Genomic DNA, 17,541 nt, shown 5'->3' with positions numbered 1-17,541 from the left:
AAGATGGTGCGGAAGGAGAGACTTGAACTCTCACACCTTGCGGCGCCAGAACCTAAATCTGGTGCGTCTACCAATTCCGCCACTTCCGCAACGCTCTTATTTCTAAGAGAAAGTATAGTTAAGAGAGTAATTGGTAAAACTCGATCTTAACGTTGTAATCAATGGTGGCTACGACGGGATTCGAACCTGTGACCCCATCATTATGAGTGATGTGCTCTAACCAGCTGAGCTACGTAGCCATTTGAAGTTTTCACTTCGCTCTATATTTCAAGAGAAATAATGGTGCGGAAGGAGAGACTTGAACTCTCACACCTTGCGGCGCCAGAACCTAAATCTGGTGCGTCTACCAATTCCGCCACTTCCGCATCAATTCTGTAGTCTTAGCTGACGATTGGTGAGTCAACTAGACGTTGTAATGGTTGGGTTACTTTGAACCGAACCAGGGACAATGGTTGGGGCATCAAAAACGTTGCACTCAAATATTGAACCGTTAAATAATGGCTGGGCTACCTGGATTCGAACCAGGGAATGGCGGCATCAAAAGCCGCTGCCTTACCGCTTGGCGATAGCCCAACAGGATTGTTTAAAGTGTCAATCACACTAAAAAATGGTGCGGAAGGAGAGACTTGAACTCTCACACCTTGCGGCGCCAGAACCTAAATCTGGTGCGTCTACCAATTCCGCCACTTCCGCAACAAAACTTATAGTTAAGAGAGTAATTGGTAAAACTCTATCTTAACGTTGTACTTGAAGGCGAGCCTGCAAGTTCAAATAAATGGTGGCTACGACGGGATTCGAACCTGTGACCCCATCATTATGAGTGATGTGCTCTAACCAGCTGAGCTACGTAGCCACTCTTGAGAGCGAGAGAATATAATACAAACTGCGCTCTAGTGCCAACTGTTTTTCTAAAAAAAACGTTATCACTTAAATTGTGGCTGGGCTACCTGGATTTGAACCAGGGAATGGCGGCATCAAAAGCCGCTGCCTTACCGCTTGGCGATAGCCCAACAGGATTGTTTAAAGTGTCAATCACACTAAAAGATGGTGCGGAAGGAGAGACTTGAACTCTCACACCTTGCGGCGCCAGAACCTAAATCTGGTGCGTCTACCAATTCCGCCACTTCCGCATTATTTCCTAAAGACTCTAAAAAGAGCATTTAGGAAATGGTGGCTACGACGGGATTTGAACCTGTGACCCCATCATTATGAGTGATGTGCTCTAACCAGCTGAGCTACGTAGCCATTTCCATTTTGTTGATTCTCTTTGAAAGTTGCCTTATCGCTGAGAACGGGGCGCATTATGCGTAGTTGAATTTGATGCGTCAACTTTTTTTGCGAAGAAATTTGCGAAAAAGTGCCGTTCGAACTTTTTTTAATCAAACCGCTCTGTTTCTGATCTAAATCTGCTGTTCAATTGTCACTGTTCATTGGCAAAGTTGGCGTGCTTTTTAACAGTAACTGAGCAATGGTAGTCCTTATAAAACAACAAAAGCCAGCGGTTGCTGGCTTTTTAATCACTTTAGGTGTTTGATCACTTAGACGTTGAAGCGGAAGTGAATTACATCACCATCTTTAACAATGTATTCTTTGCCTTCTAGACGCCATTTACCCGCATCTTTTGCACCAGATTCACCGTTGTATTGAATGAAGTCATCATAACCAACAACTTCTGCACGGATAAAGCCTTTTTCGAAATCAGTGTGGATTTTACCCGCTGCTTGAGGTGCTGTTGCGCCAACAGGGATTGTCCATGCACGAACCTCTTTTACGCCTGCAGTGAAGTATGTTTGCAGAGTAAGTAGCTCATAACCAGAACGAATTACACGGTTTAGGCCAGGTTCTTCAATGCCCATGTCCGCCAGGAATTCTTCACGATCTTCGTCATCAAGCTCAGAAAGTTCTGATTCGATGGCCGCACAAACGGCAACAACCACGTTATTCTCTTTCTCTGCATACTCACGTACCGCATCTAAATAAGGGTTATCTTCGAAACCATCTTCGTTGACATTCGCGATATACATAGTTGGTTTTAGCGTTAGGAAGTTTAGGTAGCCAACCGCTGCCAATTCTTCTTTTGCTAGGTCAACAGTGCGCGCCATACCACCTTCAGTCAGTACTGGCAGCAGTTTTTCAAGTACCGCTAGCTCAAATTTAGCGTCTTTGTCGCCACCTTTGGCTTTTTTAGCGTTACGCTGAATAGCACGTTCGCAAGAGTCTAGATCGGCTAGAGCCAGTTCAAGGTTAATTACCTCGATGTCTTCGATAGGCGATACTTTACCTGCTACGTGAACAATGTTTTCGTTCTCAAAACAACGAACTACGTGACCGATCGCGTCAGTTTCACGGATGTTAGCTAGGAATTTGTTACCAAGGCCTTCACCTCTTGACGCACCAGCAACTAGACCAGCAATGTCCACGAATTCCATCGTTGTCGGTAAAATTTTCTGCGGATTAACAATTTTCGCTAGTGCATCTAGACGTAGATCTGGCACAGGTACTACGCCTGTGTTCGGCTCGATAGTACAAAACGGGAAGTTAGCCGCTTCGATGCCTGCTTTAGTCAGTGCGTTAAACAGAGTTGATTTACCAACGTTAGGTAGACCAACGATGCCACATTTAAAACCCATGATTGTAACCTTATTCAGCTTTGAAGGTGTGTAAGCGATTTTGTGCTTTTGTCAGGCCATCTTTTAATAAGATGTCTAAACTACGGACCGATTCATCAACAACAGCATCAAGACATTCTTGTTCTTTTGCTGGTGCTTTTCCGAGTACATAACCTGCCACTTTATCTTTATGTCCTGGATGGCCAATACCAATCCGAAGACGATAGAATTCTTTATTGTTGCCCAGCTTGCTAATAGTATCTTTGAGACCATTATGACCACCATGACCACCGCCTTTTTTAAACTTGGCAACACCTGGAGGTAAGTCTAGCTCATCATGAGCGACCATGATTTCTTCAGGCTTTATCTGATAGAACTTAGCTAAAGCAGCAATGGCTTTTCCAGATAAGTTCATGAATGTGGTTGGTATTAACAGTCTCAAATCACTGCCGTTTACTAAGATTCTTCCGGTTAGACCGAAGAACTTAGGTTCATTTTTCAGAGTGATATTATGGATACGAGCGAGCTCCTCAACCACCCATGCACCTGCATTGTGACGAGTTCTCACATATTCAGGGCCAGGATTAGCAAGGCCTACAAGCAATTTTATCTGCTGAGTCAACGTTAAGATCTCTCTTGAATCTCAAAAGCGCGGTATGATAGCACACTAAATCTGTACAAAAAACGCGAAGACAAAAAAACCACTTCGCAAGGAAGTGGTTTTTCAAATTAGAAGCGAATGTTACTTGCTAGCAAACATTGCTGAGATTGACTCTTCGTTGCTAATGCGACGAATCGCTTCTGCAAGCATGCTAGATAGAGTAAGTTGCGTTACTTTACCTGTTGCCGCCATTTCTTTAGAAAGCGTAATTGAGTCAGTCACGATAACTTGGTCTAGAACCGAGTTTTTGATGTTCTTCGCTGCGTTACCAGAGAATACTGCGTGAGTCGCGTAAGCGAATACACGCTTAGCACCACGCTCTTTAAGCGCTTCTGCTGCTTTACATAGCGTACCGCCAGTGTCGATCATGTCATCAACGATAACACAGTCACGACCTTCAACGTCGCCGATTAGGTTCATTACTTCAGAAACGTTAGCGCGTGGACGACGCTTATCTACGATAGCGATGTCAATATCACCAAGCGCTTTTGCTGTCGCACGAGCACGTACAACACCACCAAGGTCTGGAGAAACAACGACAGGATCTTCTAGACCACGGTCAGCCATATCTTCAAGAAGTACTGGAGTACCGAAGATGTTATCTACAGGTACATCGAAGAAGCCTTGAATCTGCTCTGCGTGTAGGTCGATAGTAAGAACGCGGTCAACACCAACGTTAGACAGAAAGTCTGCAACAACTTTTGCAGTAATTGGCACACGTGCAGAACGTACACGACGGTCTTGACGAGCATAACCAAAGTAAGGAATAACAGCAGTAATACGGCCTGCTGAAGCGCGGCGCATTGCATCAATCATTACCACTAACTCCATTAGATTGTCGTTAGTTGGTGCACATGTTGACTGAATGATGAATACATCGCTACCACGAACGTTTTCATTGATTTGAACAGCGACTTCGCCATCAGAGAAACGGTCAACAGTAGCATCTCCTAGAGAGATGTATAGACGATCAGCAATACGTTGGGCTAGTTCAGGTGTAGCGTTACCAGCAAATAGCTTCATATCAGGCACGGTGGAAACCTCAGGGTTGCGTCCAATTTAAACAGATTGTAATAGGGCTAATTCGTACTTAGCCAAAGTCTCAAGTAAAGGAGAGCGGTTGCATCCCTTTGCTACAAAAGCCGAGACATTGTCAGGAAGCATTTCAAGGACTTTGTGCGCTTCTTTCTCGTTGGTAAACTCAGAAAAAACGCAAGAACCAGTCCCCGTCAATCTTGACGGCGCGTATTGTAGCAGCCATGAAAGTTGCTTATCAACCTCTGGATACAGCATTCGAACAATTTTTTCGCAATCGTTTACGTAGGGGGCCTCCAAAAGAGTTGATAATGCTCGCTTTGGCGTGTTTCTGGTTAACTCTGGATGGGTGAATATATCGACAGTAGCAATGCTCACTTTTGGTTTGATAACGAGGTAGTATTGTTCTTTAGGGTGGGCTTGAGACAATTTCTCACCTACACCTTGTGCAAAAGCGGCAAAGCCGCGCACAAAAACAGGGACGTCGGCGCCCAATGTCAAACCAATCTCAGCCAGCTCGTCAAACGTCAGTTCGGTTTGCCAGAGAAAATTCAATGCCACTAATGCCGTCGCTGCATTAGAAGAACCACCACCTATACCGCCGCCCATAGGAAGAATTTTGTTGACCTTAATATGTGCCCCATAAGGACAGTTGGCTTGGTTTTGCAGTGCCGTCGCGGCTTTCCAGATCAAATTATCTTGCGTGGCAACACCTTCGATATCTGGGGATAAGGTGATTTGGCCGCTAGCATTGGCCGTAATCGTTAATTCATCACACAGATCGATGAATTGAAATAAAGTTTGTAGTTCGTGATAGCCATTTTCTTGGCGACCAGTGATGTAGAGAAATAGGTTAAGCTTGGCCGGACTAGGCCATGATGTTGTTTCGGCGATCATTGTTTGCTGTGTCACTGTTTTATTGTCCATTTCGATACGACAAGGTTGAGCTTGGTGTCACTTTGCACTAATTGCATACGAGTCGGCATTGGTAATGAACGTTCCGAGTCTTCAAGTGTAAAGCTACGGTATTCATTGTAATCAAGGTTCCAGGCTTTATTGGCAAGACGTTTTTGCAAGCTTCCAACGGTATTGAACTGGTTTAGCTGATACTTATCGGCGTTAGTCGGTAGACCGACGAGCCAATTACTTAATTGCTCAATAGGAATATTGAGTCCAGTCAGTTGTTCAATGAGCGTGTTAACGTCTTTACCCGCCAACGTTTGCCCATCATAGGTTTCAATAAAAGAACCGTTGGGTGTGGAAGTAAGATTAAACACGGTTTGTCCGAGAAAAGTGGTCAGACGGACTTGAGTGAAGTTCTCGGAATGCGTCCAATGAAAATTGAGAGTTTGGCGCTGATCGGGGGAAATATAGCCCAGTTTTCCGTTGGCAGTATATTGAGTAAGAGATTCAAGCTGCGCTTTATGCGCCTGCCATTCAACACTCTTCGGCTCTGGAGGTAGGCTACTGCAACCGAATAAAAATAATGCCGCAAGATAACAAAAAAGACGTCGCTGAAGTTTGTACATAGGAAACTACTTACATGATGGATTATTGTGCAAATTCAATACAATATTGAGAGACTATAGCATCAATCCCACAAACTCAGGAAAACATATTGGCAAGAGACTTTCAATAAATGGTGCCATCAAGTAAAATTCTGGCCTATTTGTCAAATCTGTATCAGAGAATTCGCGTTACATGTCATTGCTTGCTATTGGTATTAACCACAATACAGCGTCAGTGGATCTGAGAGAAAAGGTGGCGTTTCCACCTGAGAAACTCAACAGGGCACTGAATGAGCTAAGAGAAAATACCAAAGTGAATGGCTCTGTGATTCTATCAACGTGCAACCGTACTGAAATCTATTGTGATACGGGCGATTCCAACAAATCTCAACTGATTGATTGGTTGATTCGTTTCCATAACGTTCCTGCGGAAGAGCTCAAGCCATCGCTGTATGTCTATGAAGAACAGGCAGCCATCAAGCACCTAATGCGTGTGTCTTGCGGTTTGGACTCACTGGTACTTGGTGAGCCACAGATACTTGGTCAGGTCAAACAAGCGTACAGTGATGCTCGTGAGCATCAATCCGTAGAAGGCGGCATTGAAAAGCTATTTCAAAAGACCTTTTCGGTTGCTAAGCGAGTTCGTACTGAGACCGAAATTGGTGGTAGTGCCGTGTCAGTGGCTTATGCGGCTTGTACTTTAGCAAGACAGATTTTTGAATCGATTGCCGATTCTACCGTACTTTTAGTCGGTGCTGGTGAAACCATTGAATTGGTCGCTAAACACCTCGAAGGCCATGGTTGCAAGCACATGATTGTTGCTAACCGAACCAGAGAACGTGCAGAAATCTTAGCTTCACAATTTGGCGCTCAAGTTATCGCGCTCAATGAAATTCCCGATGTTTTACCGCAAGCAGATATTGTCATTAGCTCTACGGCAAGTCCGTTGCCGATTATCGGTAAAGGAATGGTAGAGACAGCGATCAAACAACGCCGTTATCAACCTATGCTGCTTATCGACATAGCTGTTCCTCGTGATATTGAATCACAAGTTGGAGAATTGAGTGATGCGTATCTGTACACGGTAGATGATTTGCAATCTATCGTTGATAGCAATATCGAACAGCGTAAAGTTGAAGCGATTCAAGCCGAAGCGATCGTAAGTGAAGAGAGCGCGCAATTCATGACATGGATGCGCTCACTGCAAGCGGTTGATAGCATCAGACAATATCGAAAACACGCAAACGACACCCGACAAGATATACTGTCAAAAAGTTTACAAGCGTTAGCCGCCGGGGGAGACCCCGAAAAAGTGTTGCTAGAGCTGAGTAATAAATTAACAAACAAGCTTATTCATGCGCCGACAAAAGCGCTACAAGATGCCGCTGAGCAGGGAGATCCTGCTAAGCTGATGGTTATCCGACAAAGTTTGGGTTTAGACCAAACTAAATAAGCCTTACCCTGAGAAAAGACTGCAATTATGAAAGCCTCCATTTTAGCTAAATTGGAAACTCTTGTTGAACGTTACGAAGAAGTTCAGCACCTACTTGGCGATCCAGGAATCATTGGAGACCAGGATAAATTCCGTGCTCTTTCTAAAGAGTACTCACAACTTGAAGAAGTGACTAAGTGTTTCCAAGCCTATCAGCAAGCTCAAGATGATCTTGAAGCGGCTGAAGATATGGCAAACGAAGATGACGCTGAAATGCGTGAAATGGCTCAAGAAGAGATCAAAGAAGCTAAAGCCGCAATCGAGCGTCTAGCAGACGAGTTGCAAGTTCTTCTTCTTCCTAAAGATCCAAATGACGAGCGTAACTGTTTCTTAGAAATCCGTGCTGGGGCAGGTGGTGATGAAGCAGGTATTTTCGCAGGTGACTTATTCCGTATGTACAGTAAGTACGCGGAGAAGAAAGGCTGGCGTATCGAAGTGATGAGCTCAAACGAATCAGAGCAAGGCGGCTATAAAGAAATGATCGCGAAAGTCTCTGGCGATGGTGCTTATGGCGTACTTAAGTTTGAATCTGGTGGCCACCGCGTTCAGCGCGTTCCAGCGACCGAGTCTCAAGGCCGTGTCCACACTTCAGCTTGTACCGTTGCGGTTATGGCTGAAATCCCAGAAGCAGAGATCCCAGAGATCAAAGCCGCGGATCTTAAAATTGATACCTTCCGTGCTTCAGGCGCGGGTGGTCAGCACGTTAATACTACCGACTCTGCTATTCGTATTACTCACTTACCAACAGGTACAGTGGTTGAGTGTCAAGACGAGCGTTCTCAGCACAAAAACAAAGCGAAAGCGATGTCGGTTCTAGCAGCGCGTATTATTGCTGCAGAAGAAGCTAAACGTGCAGCAGAAGTATCAGACACTCGCCGCAACCTATTAGGTTCAGGTGATCGTAGTGACCGTATTCGTACTTATAACTACCCACAAGGCCGGGTTTCTGACCATCGCATCAACTTGACGTTATATCGTCTGTCTGAAGTGATGGAAGGGGATCTACAGTCTCTTGTTGATCCTGTTCTGCAGGAACACCAAGCTGACCAACTTGCAGCTCTTGCGGAGCACAACTAATCCATGACGTTGGATAAGTCTATTGAAGCGGTGCTCAAACGAGCATCGCTTGTTCTTTCTGAGTCTGGCAGTGAATCTCCTTCACTTGATGCCGCGGTCTTACTGTGTCATGTTCTCGAAAAGCCACGCAGTTATCTTCTGACCTGGCCAGAAAAAGCATTGACGCCTGAAGAAGAGCAGCAGTTCGAGACGCTGTTAACTCGTCGCATTGCCGGTGAACCTGTGGCGTATATTCTTGGTGAGCGTGAGTTCTGGTCGCTACCTTTAAACGTCGCACCTAGTACGCTAATCCCAAGACCCGATACAGAACGCCTAGTCGAGCTTGCGCTGGATAAAGCCCTTGCACATGCAGGTGATATTCTGGATCTGGGTACAGGCACCGGAGCCATTGCATTGGCACTGGCTTCAGAACTGAACTCCCGCTCTGTTATGGGCGTGGATTATCAAGTGGAGGCCGTAGAACTCGCTCGAAGCAACGCGACCAAACTCAATATTAGCAATTGTCAGTTTGCACAAGGAAGTTGGTTTGAACCTATCGATCTTGTGCACAAATTTAGCGTAATTGTTTCCAATCCCCCTTACATCGACGAAAATGATCCCCATCTATCTCAAGGTGATGTTCGATTTGAGCCATCTTCAGCACTGGTAGCAGACAATAATGGGCTAGCCGATATTGAAACGATTACGGCTCAAGCGCCGAACTATTTGCAAGTTGGCGGATGGTTGTTGTTTGAGCATGGCTTTGAGCAAGGACAAGCAGTAAGAGATATCTTGGCAAGTAATGGCTTTTGCCATGTTGCCACGGAACAAGATTACGCAGGCAATGACCGTGTGACACTGGGACAATGGAACCCATAACATAAATACAATAAAGAGAAAGAGAGAAGCAGCATGTATGAAGGACTAAAGCATTTTCACTTGATGACCATTGCCATTTCGGTAGTGTTACTATCAGTACGATTTGGTTTATTGGTGGCTAACTCACCAAAGGTAAATCATCCATTTTTAAAACGCTTCCCTCACATTAACGATTCACTATTACTATTATCAGGCATCGGTCTGATCGCAATCACAGGTTTTGTACCATTTACGGCTGCAGCGCCGTGGATGACCGAAAAAGTCACCTGTATTTTGGCCTATTTTGCGTTGGCATTCTTTACAATTAAATTGGCAAAGAACAACTTATTGAGAACATGTGCGTTTTTGGGCGCATTAGGATGGTTAATGATGGCAGCGAAAATTGCCATGCTGAAAACACCATTCCTTATGGGGTAAGTCATGATTGAACTGTTTGATGAAGATTTTGATGCTATTGAGTTGGTTGAAGGAGCACTGATCTTAAACAAAGCGGTGGATCCCAATACTCAAGAACACTGGGCGGAACTAGAGTTAGCTCGTTTATTAGAAGAAGCGGAGCAGCAACTGTTTCACTTACGCGATGATAAGCAGCGTCTGGATTCGTTATTAAGGCTGTTCTATACCGAGTGGCAATTTAGTGGCGATCACGACGCCTATTTTTCCTCGGATAACGCCTTTATCGATAAAGTCCTGGAAAGACGCAAGGGCATCCCTGTTAGCCTTGGAGCTATCCTACTCTTTTTAGGACGAAAGCTGGGTCTTCCTCTAGAAGCCGTAACATTCCCTACGCAATTTCTGATAAAAGTCTGCTGGCCGAACGAAGGGCCGAGCTATATTAATCCTTACGATGGTAAATATGTCAGTAAAAAGCGTTTGCACGCGTGGCTGATCGGTAATGAAGGGCCATTGGTTAAGCTGCAGGCGAAACATTTGGCAACGGTTGATAATCCGACAGTAATCGGTCGCTGGCTTGCCTTACTTAAAAGTGCTTTATTGCGAGAAGAAAAGTACACGCTCGCGCTGCAATGTACCGATCTTGCGTTAACTTTTGTCCCTGATGATCCTTATGAAATTCGCGATAGGGGCTATATTTATCAACAACTGGATTGTCATCAAATTGCGGCCACTGACTTTCAATATTTTATCGATCAGTGCCCAGACGATCCGGCAATAGAATTACTGAAAACGCAGGTTTCGGCAATCAGTCGCTCACCTGTCACTCTTCACTAAATATTGAGATAACAAACATGGAAATGAAAACGGTACACGTAGGTGATATCCCGGTAGCAAATGATAAGCCGTTCACGCTTTTTGCTGGAATGAATGTGCTGGAATCACGTGACTTAGCAATGCAAATCTGTGAGCACTATGTGAAAGTGACAGAAAAGCTAGGCATTCCATACGTGTTTAAAGCATCGTTCGATAAGGCGAACCGCAGTTCAGTGCATTCTTATCGTGGTCCAGGCCTTGAAGAAGGCATGAAGATTTTCCAAGAGCTAAAAGACACCTTTGGCGTGAAAATCATCACGGACGTGCATACAGAAGAGCAGGCACAGCCTGTTGCCGACGTGGTAGACGTTATTCAACTGCCAGCCTTCCTTGCTCGCCAAACGGATCTTGTTGAGGCGATGGCAAAAACCAACGCAGTTATCAACGTTAAGAAGCCGCAGTTTATGAGCCCGGGACAAGTTGGCAACATCGTTGATAAGTTCGCTGAGTGTGGCAACGACAAAATCATTCTTTGTGAGCGTGGTTCGTGCCACGGTTACGATAACCTTGTGGTTGATATGCTCGGGTTTGGCGTTATGAAAAAAGCGTCTAACGGTAGCCCTATTATTTTTGATGTGACGCACTCGCTACAAATGCGTGACCCATCAGGCGCAGCCTCAGGTGGTCGTCGTGAGCAAACGGTGGAGCTAGCAAAAGCGGGTCTTGCCACTGGTATCGCAGGTCTATTTATTGAAGCACACCCTAATCCAGATAAAGCACTGTGTGATGGTCCGTCCGCGCTACCATTAGATAAGTTAGAGCCGTTCTTGGCGCAAATGAAAGCCTTGGATGATCTCATCAAAGGCTTTGAACATATCGATATTAAGTAAGCGTGTTTTGCTAACAGTAGAAGCCAGTCATTGCGACTGGCTTCTTTTTTATGTTCACTTAATTTGTTGAGCAATCGTTTCTTCTCAGAATTACAACCTTGTAACAGCACAATCCCTCGCTATCCCATTCGCCTTTAATTAACCTTATGTTGAATCGCACATTTATTCTGATGAGTGCATAAGCTCGCGCTTGGTAACTTGTGACATAGATTACATAAAATTGAAATGAGAATGTTATGTTCTCAGGGTTAATTGAAACCATCGCATACTTTGCTGATGTTTTTCTTTATGTCTATTCGCTACAAATCAGCAAATGTGCGGCGTTTATATAACGCTATAGGCAGTGGATCCCCAAAAGTTCAAAGGTATGACAATGAAAAAAAGCCTTATGTTTAAGTCCGTACTCAGTGCGGCTATTATCGCGTCACTCGCAGGGTGCGCAACTCAACCAGAGCAAGAATGGAATGCTGATGAGACTTATAAGCTCACGATTCTTCATACTAATGATCACCATGGTCGTTTCTGGGAAAACAAATATGGCGAGTATGGTATGGCGGCGCGTAAGACGTTGATTGACCAGATTCGTGCTGACGTTGAAGCGGAAGGGGGCAGCGTACTGCTTCTATCTGGCGGTGATATCAACACTGGTGTTCCAGAGTCTGACTTGCAAGATGCCGAACCTGATTTTAAAGGTATGAGCATGATTGGTTACGATGCCATGGCACTCGGTAACCACGAATTCGACAACCCACTGGAAGTGCTATTTAAGCAAAAAGAGTGGGCTAACTTCCCAATGCTATCTGCGAACATTTATGACAAGAAAACAGGTGAGCGCCTGTTTGATGCCTACCACATTTTCAACAAGCAGGGCATTAAGATCGCTGTTATTGGTCTAACAACAGAAGACACTGCGAAGATCGGTAACCCAGAATACATCGGTGGTATCGAGTTCCGCGATCCGAAAGTAGAAGCGAAGAAACTGATTGCTGAGTTAAAAGAAACCGAGAAGCCTGATCTTATTTTCGCGGTTACCCACATGGGACACTACGAAAATGGTAAGCGTGGTGTAAATGCTCCAGGTGACGTTGCTCTTGCTCGCTATCTTGATGAAGGCGACCTAGACATGATTGTGGGTGGTCACTCACAAGAGCCAGTTTGTATGGAAGGTCCTAACGTTGTTAAGAAGAACTTCAAGCCGAGTGATGAATGTAAACCTGACATCCAAAATGGTACGTGGATCGTGCAAGCGTATGAATGGGGTAAATACGTTGGCCGTGCAGATTACGAATTCAAAAATGGTGAACTAGAGATGGTCAGCTATGACCTTATCCCAGTTAACCTTAAGAAGAAAGTTAAGATCGATGGCAAGAAGCAACGCGTTCTTGTTGAAGATGAAATCGCAAAAGACGCAGAAATGGTGGCGTTCTTAACGCCATTCCAAGAGAAAGGCCAAGAGCAACTAGGTGCGAAAATTGCCGAAACCAACGGCAAGCTAGAGGGTGACCGTAACGTTGTTCGCTTCCAGCAAACTAACTTAGGTCGTCTTATTGGTACCGCTCACATGGAGCGTGCTAAAGCTGACTTCGCAGTCATGAACTCTGGCGGTGTTCGTGACTCTATTGCTGAAGGCGATGTGACATACAAAGATGTCCTGATTGTACAGCCATTTGGCAACATGGTTACTTACACGGATATGACTGGCGCAGAAGTTATTGATTACTTAAACGTGGTCGCGACTAAGCCTGTTGATTCCGGTGCTTATGCTCAATTTGCTGGTATTTCCATGACAGTGGGCAAAGATGCGGTATCGAATGTGGTGATCAATGGTAAGCCTCTAGACCCTAAAGCTACATACCGTTTCACTGTACCAAGCTTTAACGCTGCTGGTGGTGATGGTTATCCGAAGCTTACAGGTCACCCTAGTCACGTAAATACAGGTTTTGTGGATGCGGAAGTACTTAAAGAGTACTTAGAAGTAAACAGCCCGATTGATGTGAATAAGTACCAGCCTGAAGGCGAAATCACCTATAAGAACTAGACTTTTATTTTGGTTTAGTAGATAAAATAGAGCGGCGCCATTGGGCGCCGCTTTTCTATTTTTAAGACTCTAATCTCAAGAGTCGACGTTAACGGTAGAAACTACCAAGGATAAGTTATGACACCGGCTATTAACCTTGCCAAAAACAAAAAAATCACTCATACCGTTCATCAATATGACCATGACCCAAGGCATGAAAGTTATGGTTTAGAGGCGGTAGAAGCGTTAGGACAAGACCCTGAATCCGTGTTTAAAACTCTACTGTTCGCCATCAATGGAGAACCAAAAAACCTTGCTGTGGCGGTGATACCTGTTGAAGAAAAGCTGAACCTAAAACTCGCAGCAAAGGCTGCTGGTGGGAAAAAAGCGGAGATGGCAGATAAAGATATCGCGCAAAAAATCACGGGCTATGTATTGGGTGGAATCAGCCCTCTTGGTCAAAAGAAGTTGTTACCGACCTTTATTCATCTCTCTGCGCAAGCGAGAGCACAAATGTGTGTCAGTGCGGGAAAAAGAGGTTTGGAGATTGAACTAGCTCCGAGAGATTTAGCGGAGCTAACACGAGCTAAGTTTGTCAATTTATGTGAGGTCCAGTCAAGCCACATATAGAACGATTACCTTTTTAAGGGATAAGGCACCGCCAATGCGTGCTCTTGGCTTTTGTCTTTAAGACAGGCGGAGTTTCTTAAGGCGACGTTGTAACCCAATGAAATATAGAAGAGAAAAGCCATCCGTGGTAGCGGATGGCTAAGTTGAGACACTTATCGTCTTTCATTGCTAGACAAAAAGAATCCTAGCTCGATTTTGGAGTAAAGGTTTGAGTACTGCGGTTTTCATCAGCGACTGGTTGAATTTTCTGTCCTTTGTCTGTTAGGTCTCGGACGTAGTCGATAAAGGTTTCAGTGTAAAGTTTAAGGGTGTTTTCATAGCGAGACGGATCGGCAGATACTTCGCCAAACGTAGTGTAGCCATCTTTACCTCTTGCTATGTAATCATTAGTGACGACAACAAGTTCTCGATCATCATCAAGTTTGGACCAACTATTATCGGATTTTGTTTTTACTTCTACGTTGTGGACGCGTTTGCCAGCAGGCCTGTTAAAATCAACATCATAGCGAATGCCCGCCGCGTAAGGGTAGGCACCATCGGAGCCTTTGTCGCTATTGTCTACATATTCAGCATATGCTTTGTCCACAGCTTGATTAAGTACTTCTTTTACTTCGGCACCTGACATAGTCAGATTTACCATTGTGTTGTTAAATGGAAGGACTCTCGTAGCAGCAGCGACAGTAAACTTGCCTTGAGGGATGTTCGCACGAGCACCACCACCATTTTGTATCGCCACATCTGCGCGTTTCGTTTGTGCTAAGAATGCTTGAGCAACGAGATCGCCTACCTGAGAACCATGAAGATTGGTCTCAGTGGTACAGCCGTCAGCACCCTTGTGCTTCAATTGCCCAGGAACGCGGTCATAGCAGAGCAGTTGCGATGATTGCGCAATTTCTTGAACTTTCATTTCATCTAACTTTTGTGAGTATGAATTGAGTGCTTTTTGCGTTTCGGCATCTGGGGCGAACTGAGTTAGGTTTGGTTGAGCTGTGATGTCAGCGACGACTGCTTCAAGCTCACTACCTACTAGAACCTGTTTTTTACCATTCTCGTCTTTGCGTTTGAACTCTTGACCCATCAGTAGATGCGGCGTTCCCCCACATGAAGAAACGTTACCATCGCCATCGAAAGAGACTGTCAGCTCACCGAGAATTTGCGTATATTCCCAGGCTTGAGCAACACAAACCATCTGGCCATCTTTGTTCTTCATCAACGTTGGATAGTCGCCTTCACTTTTTAGGCCGATCGAGTCGAAGTCACCAAGTAACGAGTGAGAGTCGCCACCAATAATGACGTCAACATCGGTTAGTGCCTCAGCGAGTTTAAGATCATTCGCATATTGGTAGTGGGTAAGCAGAATGATGTTATCTACACCTTTTTTGACAAGTTCATCGATGTATTTTTGCGCCGTCTCGACTTCATCTAAAAACTGGGTAGTTTTGTCTGGATTTGATGAGTTCATCGTTTTGTCGGCGATATCAATTCCAATGACTCCGACTTTCTGATCGGCGTATTCTTTGATGATATATGGCTTGAAATAGTCATTTGCTGAGTTTTGAGCGAGAGGGGAGACACCTTGCTCGGGAATGATGTTTGCAGCAAGAACTTCGGGAGGACACTGTCCTTGATTCAGCCAGTCTAAGAACTGCGCAAGACCTGCATCACCATCATCAAACTCGTGATTGCCCAATGCCAATGCATCGAAACATGCATGGTTCATCATTGCCGCATCTGCTTCACCTTTGAAAAGCGCGTAATAGAGTGTACCTGAAACGGCGTCTCCCGAGTGCAACTTGATCACGTTTTTATTAGCAGCAGTCCGTTCTTTCAGAGCGGTGACTAATGCTGGGTAGCCACCGACTTCAGCGTAGGTAGATTGGCCCGCCAGCTTGAGTTTTTGTGAGGATGGCTCCAAGTGAGAGTGATGGTCATTAATGTGCAGGACTGTTAATTCGAAAGGCTTTGTTGTCACATTTTGTGACGTACAACCAGTCGCTATTGCAGCTGCTAAGAATACGAGCGAAACGGAGTTAATTTTCATGTTCTTCCTTGATTTGAGTTAATTATTGAAAGTCATTATAGACAACTATAGGGTTTAAATGAAACGTATGCTCTTATCAAAGATATTAATAAGTTTCCTGATGATTATTAATGGGATCAAGTTACGCGTTTGAATGTCACGTAGCCGGGCATTCATCATGCGCTTAAGCGTTTAAGAATCAGCTTTAAATAACTCTAAAACACCCAATGGCCTGCGAGATTAGTCGAAAGGAGTTTGCAGAGAAGTTCTCACAGTATGAGGAGAGCAAGGAACAGGAATAGTTTACTTGGATGAGAGTGAGTTTGCTCAAGATATGCCTCGTCAATACGGTTACGCAGCAATGGGTTCTCGTTGTTACTTTACACATGATTGGCATTCGAAAGGCCGCGTTAATTTCATTGGCGAGATTTGTCAATTTATGTGAGGCCTGGTTTGGCCTCACATAGAACGATTACTTTTTAAGAGATAGGGTACCGCCAACGCGTGCTCTTGGCTTACTTGGTTTCGATGAATCTGGCTTAGCAGCGACAGGTTTACGATTTTGAGGCTTACCTTGATGATTTCGGGCCTTATCTGAACGTCCTTGCTCTTGCTTGTGACGTTTATTCTTATTTGGGCCGCGACGAAACTCATCCGCACCGTGTCCTGAGAAGGTTTTCAACTTTTCGCGTTTTGCCTCTGCGCGAGCATCATGCAGCTTAGCATCGGTTGCTTTGGCGATATGGCGACCTTTGGCATCTTTTCTTGATGCTTCTTCGGTACTCACTGAACCTTCACAAAGGCGATGAATCTCAGCCACTTCCTGATCAGTTAGGTAGCGCCACTTACCGTTAGGAATCCCGTCAATAGAGATATTCATAATGCGAACGCGGCGAAGTTTTAGTACTTCAAAACCCAGTGCTTCACACATGCGGCGAATTTGACGGTTTAACCCTTGAGTTAAAGTAATACGAAAAGAGAACTTGGTCTCTTGCTCTATGTGACAAGGCAAAGTCACCGTATCCAGAATCGCAACACCTGAGCCCATCTTTTTCAAGAAATCACGAGTGATAGGCTTGTCGACACGAACCACGTATTCTTTCTCGTGGTTGTTGCCCGCGCGGAGGATTTTGTTCACGATGTCACCATCGTTAGTCAAAAAGATAAGACCATCCGAGGGTTTATCCAAGCGACCAATTGGGAAGATACGCTTATGCAGCCCAACGAAATCAACAATATTGCCCGGAACATCGCGCTCAGTTGTGCAGGTAATGCCCGTTGGTTTGTTCAACGCAATATAGATCGGCTTTTCTTTGCTGCGAACTGGTTTACCGTCGATTTCAACATTGTCTCCCGACAACACTTTGGTTCCCATCTCAGGAATTTTGCCGTTAATAGTGACGCGTTGTTGTTCTATCAGCTTGTCAGCTTCTCGACGAGAACAAAAGCCAGTTTCACTAATGTATTTGTTGAGGCGTTTTCCTTCAGCAGCGTTAGGCATGCGCAGTATTCACTCTATATTGATCAGACATAAA

General features: G+C 44.8%; 16 protein-coding genes and 9 tRNA genes. 9 read left to right on the top strand and 16 right to left on the bottom strand.

Going from position 1 to position 17,541, the window contains the following annotated elements:
• Positions 1–4 precede the first annotated feature (4 nt).
• From VTH8203_RS11740 to lolB, 14 genes are all read right to left on the bottom strand, one after another.
• A tRNA-Leu gene (locus VTH8203_RS11740) sits at positions 5–89 on the bottom strand.
• A gap of 73 nt (positions 90–162) precedes the next feature.
• A tRNA-Met gene (locus VTH8203_RS11735) sits at positions 163–239 on the bottom strand.
• A 41-nt stretch (positions 240–280) separates the two neighbouring features.
• Positions 281–365: transfer RNA gene (locus VTH8203_RS11730), tRNA-Leu, on the bottom strand.
• 133 nt (positions 366–498) lie between these two features.
• Positions 499–573, bottom strand: a tRNA-Gln gene (locus VTH8203_RS11725).
• A 35-nt stretch (positions 574–608) separates the two neighbouring features.
• Positions 609–693 (bottom strand) — tRNA-Leu (locus VTH8203_RS11720).
• A gap of 83 nt (positions 694–776) precedes the next feature.
• Positions 777–853 (bottom strand) — tRNA-Met (locus tag VTH8203_RS11715).
• 82 nt (positions 854–935) lie between these two features.
• Positions 936–1,010: transfer RNA gene (locus tag VTH8203_RS11710), tRNA-Gln, on the bottom strand.
• A 35-nt stretch (positions 1,011–1,045) separates the two neighbouring features.
• A tRNA-Leu gene (locus VTH8203_RS11705) sits at positions 1,046–1,130 on the bottom strand.
• Between the two features lie 38 nt (positions 1,131–1,168).
• Positions 1,169–1,245, bottom strand: a tRNA-Met gene (locus tag VTH8203_RS11700).
• A gap of 293 nt (positions 1,246–1,538) precedes the next feature.
• On the bottom strand, positions 1,539–2,630 hold the full coding sequence (gene ychF, locus VTH8203_RS11695) for a redox-regulated ATPase YchF (RefSeq protein ID WP_096993847.1): 1,092 nt from the start codon (positions 2,628–2,630) through the stop codon (positions 1,539–1,541).
• Positions 2,631–2,640: 10 nt separating this feature from the next.
• Positions 2,641–3,231 carry an aminoacyl-tRNA hydrolase gene (gene pth / locus VTH8203_RS11690; protein WP_096993846.1) on the bottom strand — a complete coding sequence of 197 codons (591 nt, stop codon included), beginning with the start codon at positions 3,229–3,231 and terminating at the stop codon, positions 2,641–2,643.
• A gap of 120 nt (positions 3,232–3,351) precedes the next feature.
• A complete protein-coding gene (locus VTH8203_RS11685; protein WP_096993845.1) occupies positions 3,352–4,302 on the bottom strand; it encodes a ribose-phosphate pyrophosphokinase in 951 nt (316 codons plus the stop codon).
• A 27-nt stretch (positions 4,303–4,329) separates the two neighbouring features.
• Entirely contained in the window at positions 4,330–5,202 is an 873-nt protein-coding gene (ispE, locus tag VTH8203_RS11680) for a 4-(cytidine 5'-diphospho)-2-C-methyl-D-erythritol kinase (RefSeq protein WP_096993886.1), read from the bottom strand.
• Between the two features lie 11 nt (positions 5,203–5,213).
• Positions 5,214–5,834, bottom strand: a complete 621-nt coding sequence (lolB, locus tag VTH8203_RS11675; RefSeq protein WP_096993844.1) for a lipoprotein insertase outer membrane protein LolB — start codon at positions 5,832–5,834, stop codon at positions 5,214–5,216.
• 172 nt (positions 5,835–6,006) lie between these two features.
• On the opposite strand from lolB, the gene hemA reads away from it, so the two are divergent.
• The 8 genes from hemA (at position 6,007) to ybaK (ending at position 13,986) form a co-directional block, all read left to right on the top strand.
• Positions 6,007–7,266, top strand: coding sequence for a glutamyl-tRNA reductase (hemA, locus tag VTH8203_RS11670; RefSeq protein ID WP_096993843.1), 1,260 nt, complete (start codon positions 6,007–6,009; stop codon positions 7,264–7,266).
• Positions 7,267–7,293: 27 nt separating this feature from the next.
• A complete protein-coding gene (prfA, locus tag VTH8203_RS11665) occupies positions 7,294–8,382 on the top strand; it encodes a peptide chain release factor 1 (RefSeq protein ID WP_096993842.1) in 1,089 nt (362 codons plus the stop codon).
• Between the two features lie 3 nt (positions 8,383–8,385).
• The gene (gene prmC, locus VTH8203_RS11660) at positions 8,386–9,240 is read left to right on the top strand and encodes a peptide chain release factor N(5)-glutamine methyltransferase (protein WP_096993841.1); all 855 of its coding nucleotides are present in this window, start codon (positions 8,386–8,388) and stop codon (positions 9,238–9,240) included.
• 33 nt (positions 9,241–9,273) lie between these two features.
• Positions 9,274–9,657 carry a SirB2 family protein gene (locus tag VTH8203_RS11655; RefSeq protein ID WP_096993840.1) on the top strand — a complete coding sequence of 128 codons (384 nt, stop codon included), beginning with the start codon at positions 9,274–9,276 and terminating at the stop codon, positions 9,655–9,657.
• A gap of 3 nt (positions 9,658–9,660) precedes the next feature.
• The gene (locus VTH8203_RS11650) at positions 9,661–10,470 is read left to right on the top strand and encodes a SirB1 family protein (RefSeq protein WP_096993839.1); all 810 of its coding nucleotides are present in this window, start codon (positions 9,661–9,663) and stop codon (positions 10,468–10,470) included.
• 17 nt (positions 10,471–10,487) lie between these two features.
• Complete coding sequence (kdsA, locus tag VTH8203_RS11645; RefSeq protein WP_096993838.1) at positions 10,488–11,339, top strand: 3-deoxy-8-phosphooctulonate synthase; 852 nt, start codon at positions 10,488–10,490, stop codon at positions 11,337–11,339.
• Positions 11,340–11,712: 373 nt separating this feature from the next.
• Positions 11,713–13,377: a bifunctional UDP-sugar hydrolase/5'-nucleotidase UshA gene (gene ushA / locus VTH8203_RS11640; RefSeq protein WP_096993837.1), complete on the top strand. Its 1,665-nt coding sequence runs from the start codon at positions 11,713–11,715 to the stop codon at positions 13,375–13,377.
• 117 nt (positions 13,378–13,494) lie between these two features.
• Positions 13,495–13,986, top strand: coding sequence for a Cys-tRNA(Pro) deacylase (ybaK, locus tag VTH8203_RS11635; protein WP_096993836.1), 492 nt, complete (start codon positions 13,495–13,497; stop codon positions 13,984–13,986).
• A 184-nt stretch (positions 13,987–14,170) separates the two neighbouring features.
• Here ybaK and nadN read toward each other — a convergent pair whose 3' ends face one another.
• Complete coding sequence (gene nadN, locus VTH8203_RS11630) at positions 14,171–16,027, bottom strand: NAD nucleotidase (RefSeq protein ID WP_096993835.1); 1,857 nt, start codon at positions 16,025–16,027, stop codon at positions 14,171–14,173.
• Positions 16,028–16,313: 286 nt separating this feature from the next.
• Here nadN and VTH8203_RS25500 point away from each other — a divergent pair, with 286 nt between their 5' ends.
• Positions 16,314–16,451 carry a hypothetical protein gene (locus VTH8203_RS25500; RefSeq protein WP_370739225.1) on the top strand — a complete coding sequence of 46 codons (138 nt, stop codon included), beginning with the start codon at positions 16,314–16,316 and terminating at the stop codon, positions 16,449–16,451.
• Positions 16,452–16,478: 27 nt separating this feature from the next.
• On the opposite strand, the gene rluF is transcribed toward VTH8203_RS25500, so the two are convergent.
• Positions 16,479–17,507, bottom strand: a complete 1,029-nt coding sequence (gene rluF, locus VTH8203_RS11625; protein WP_096993834.1) for a 23S rRNA pseudouridine(2604) synthase RluF — start codon at positions 17,505–17,507, stop codon at positions 16,479–16,481.
• Positions 17,508–17,541: the final 34 nt, after the last annotated feature.

Source organism: Vibrio thalassae, assembly GCF_900089835.1.
GTDB classification, from domain to species: Bacteria; Pseudomonadota; Gammaproteobacteria; order Enterobacterales; family Vibrionaceae; genus Vibrio; species Vibrio thalassae.
The sequence above is the reverse complement of the archived record's forward strand: the minus strand, read 5'-3'. Positions and strand labels throughout refer to the sequence as shown.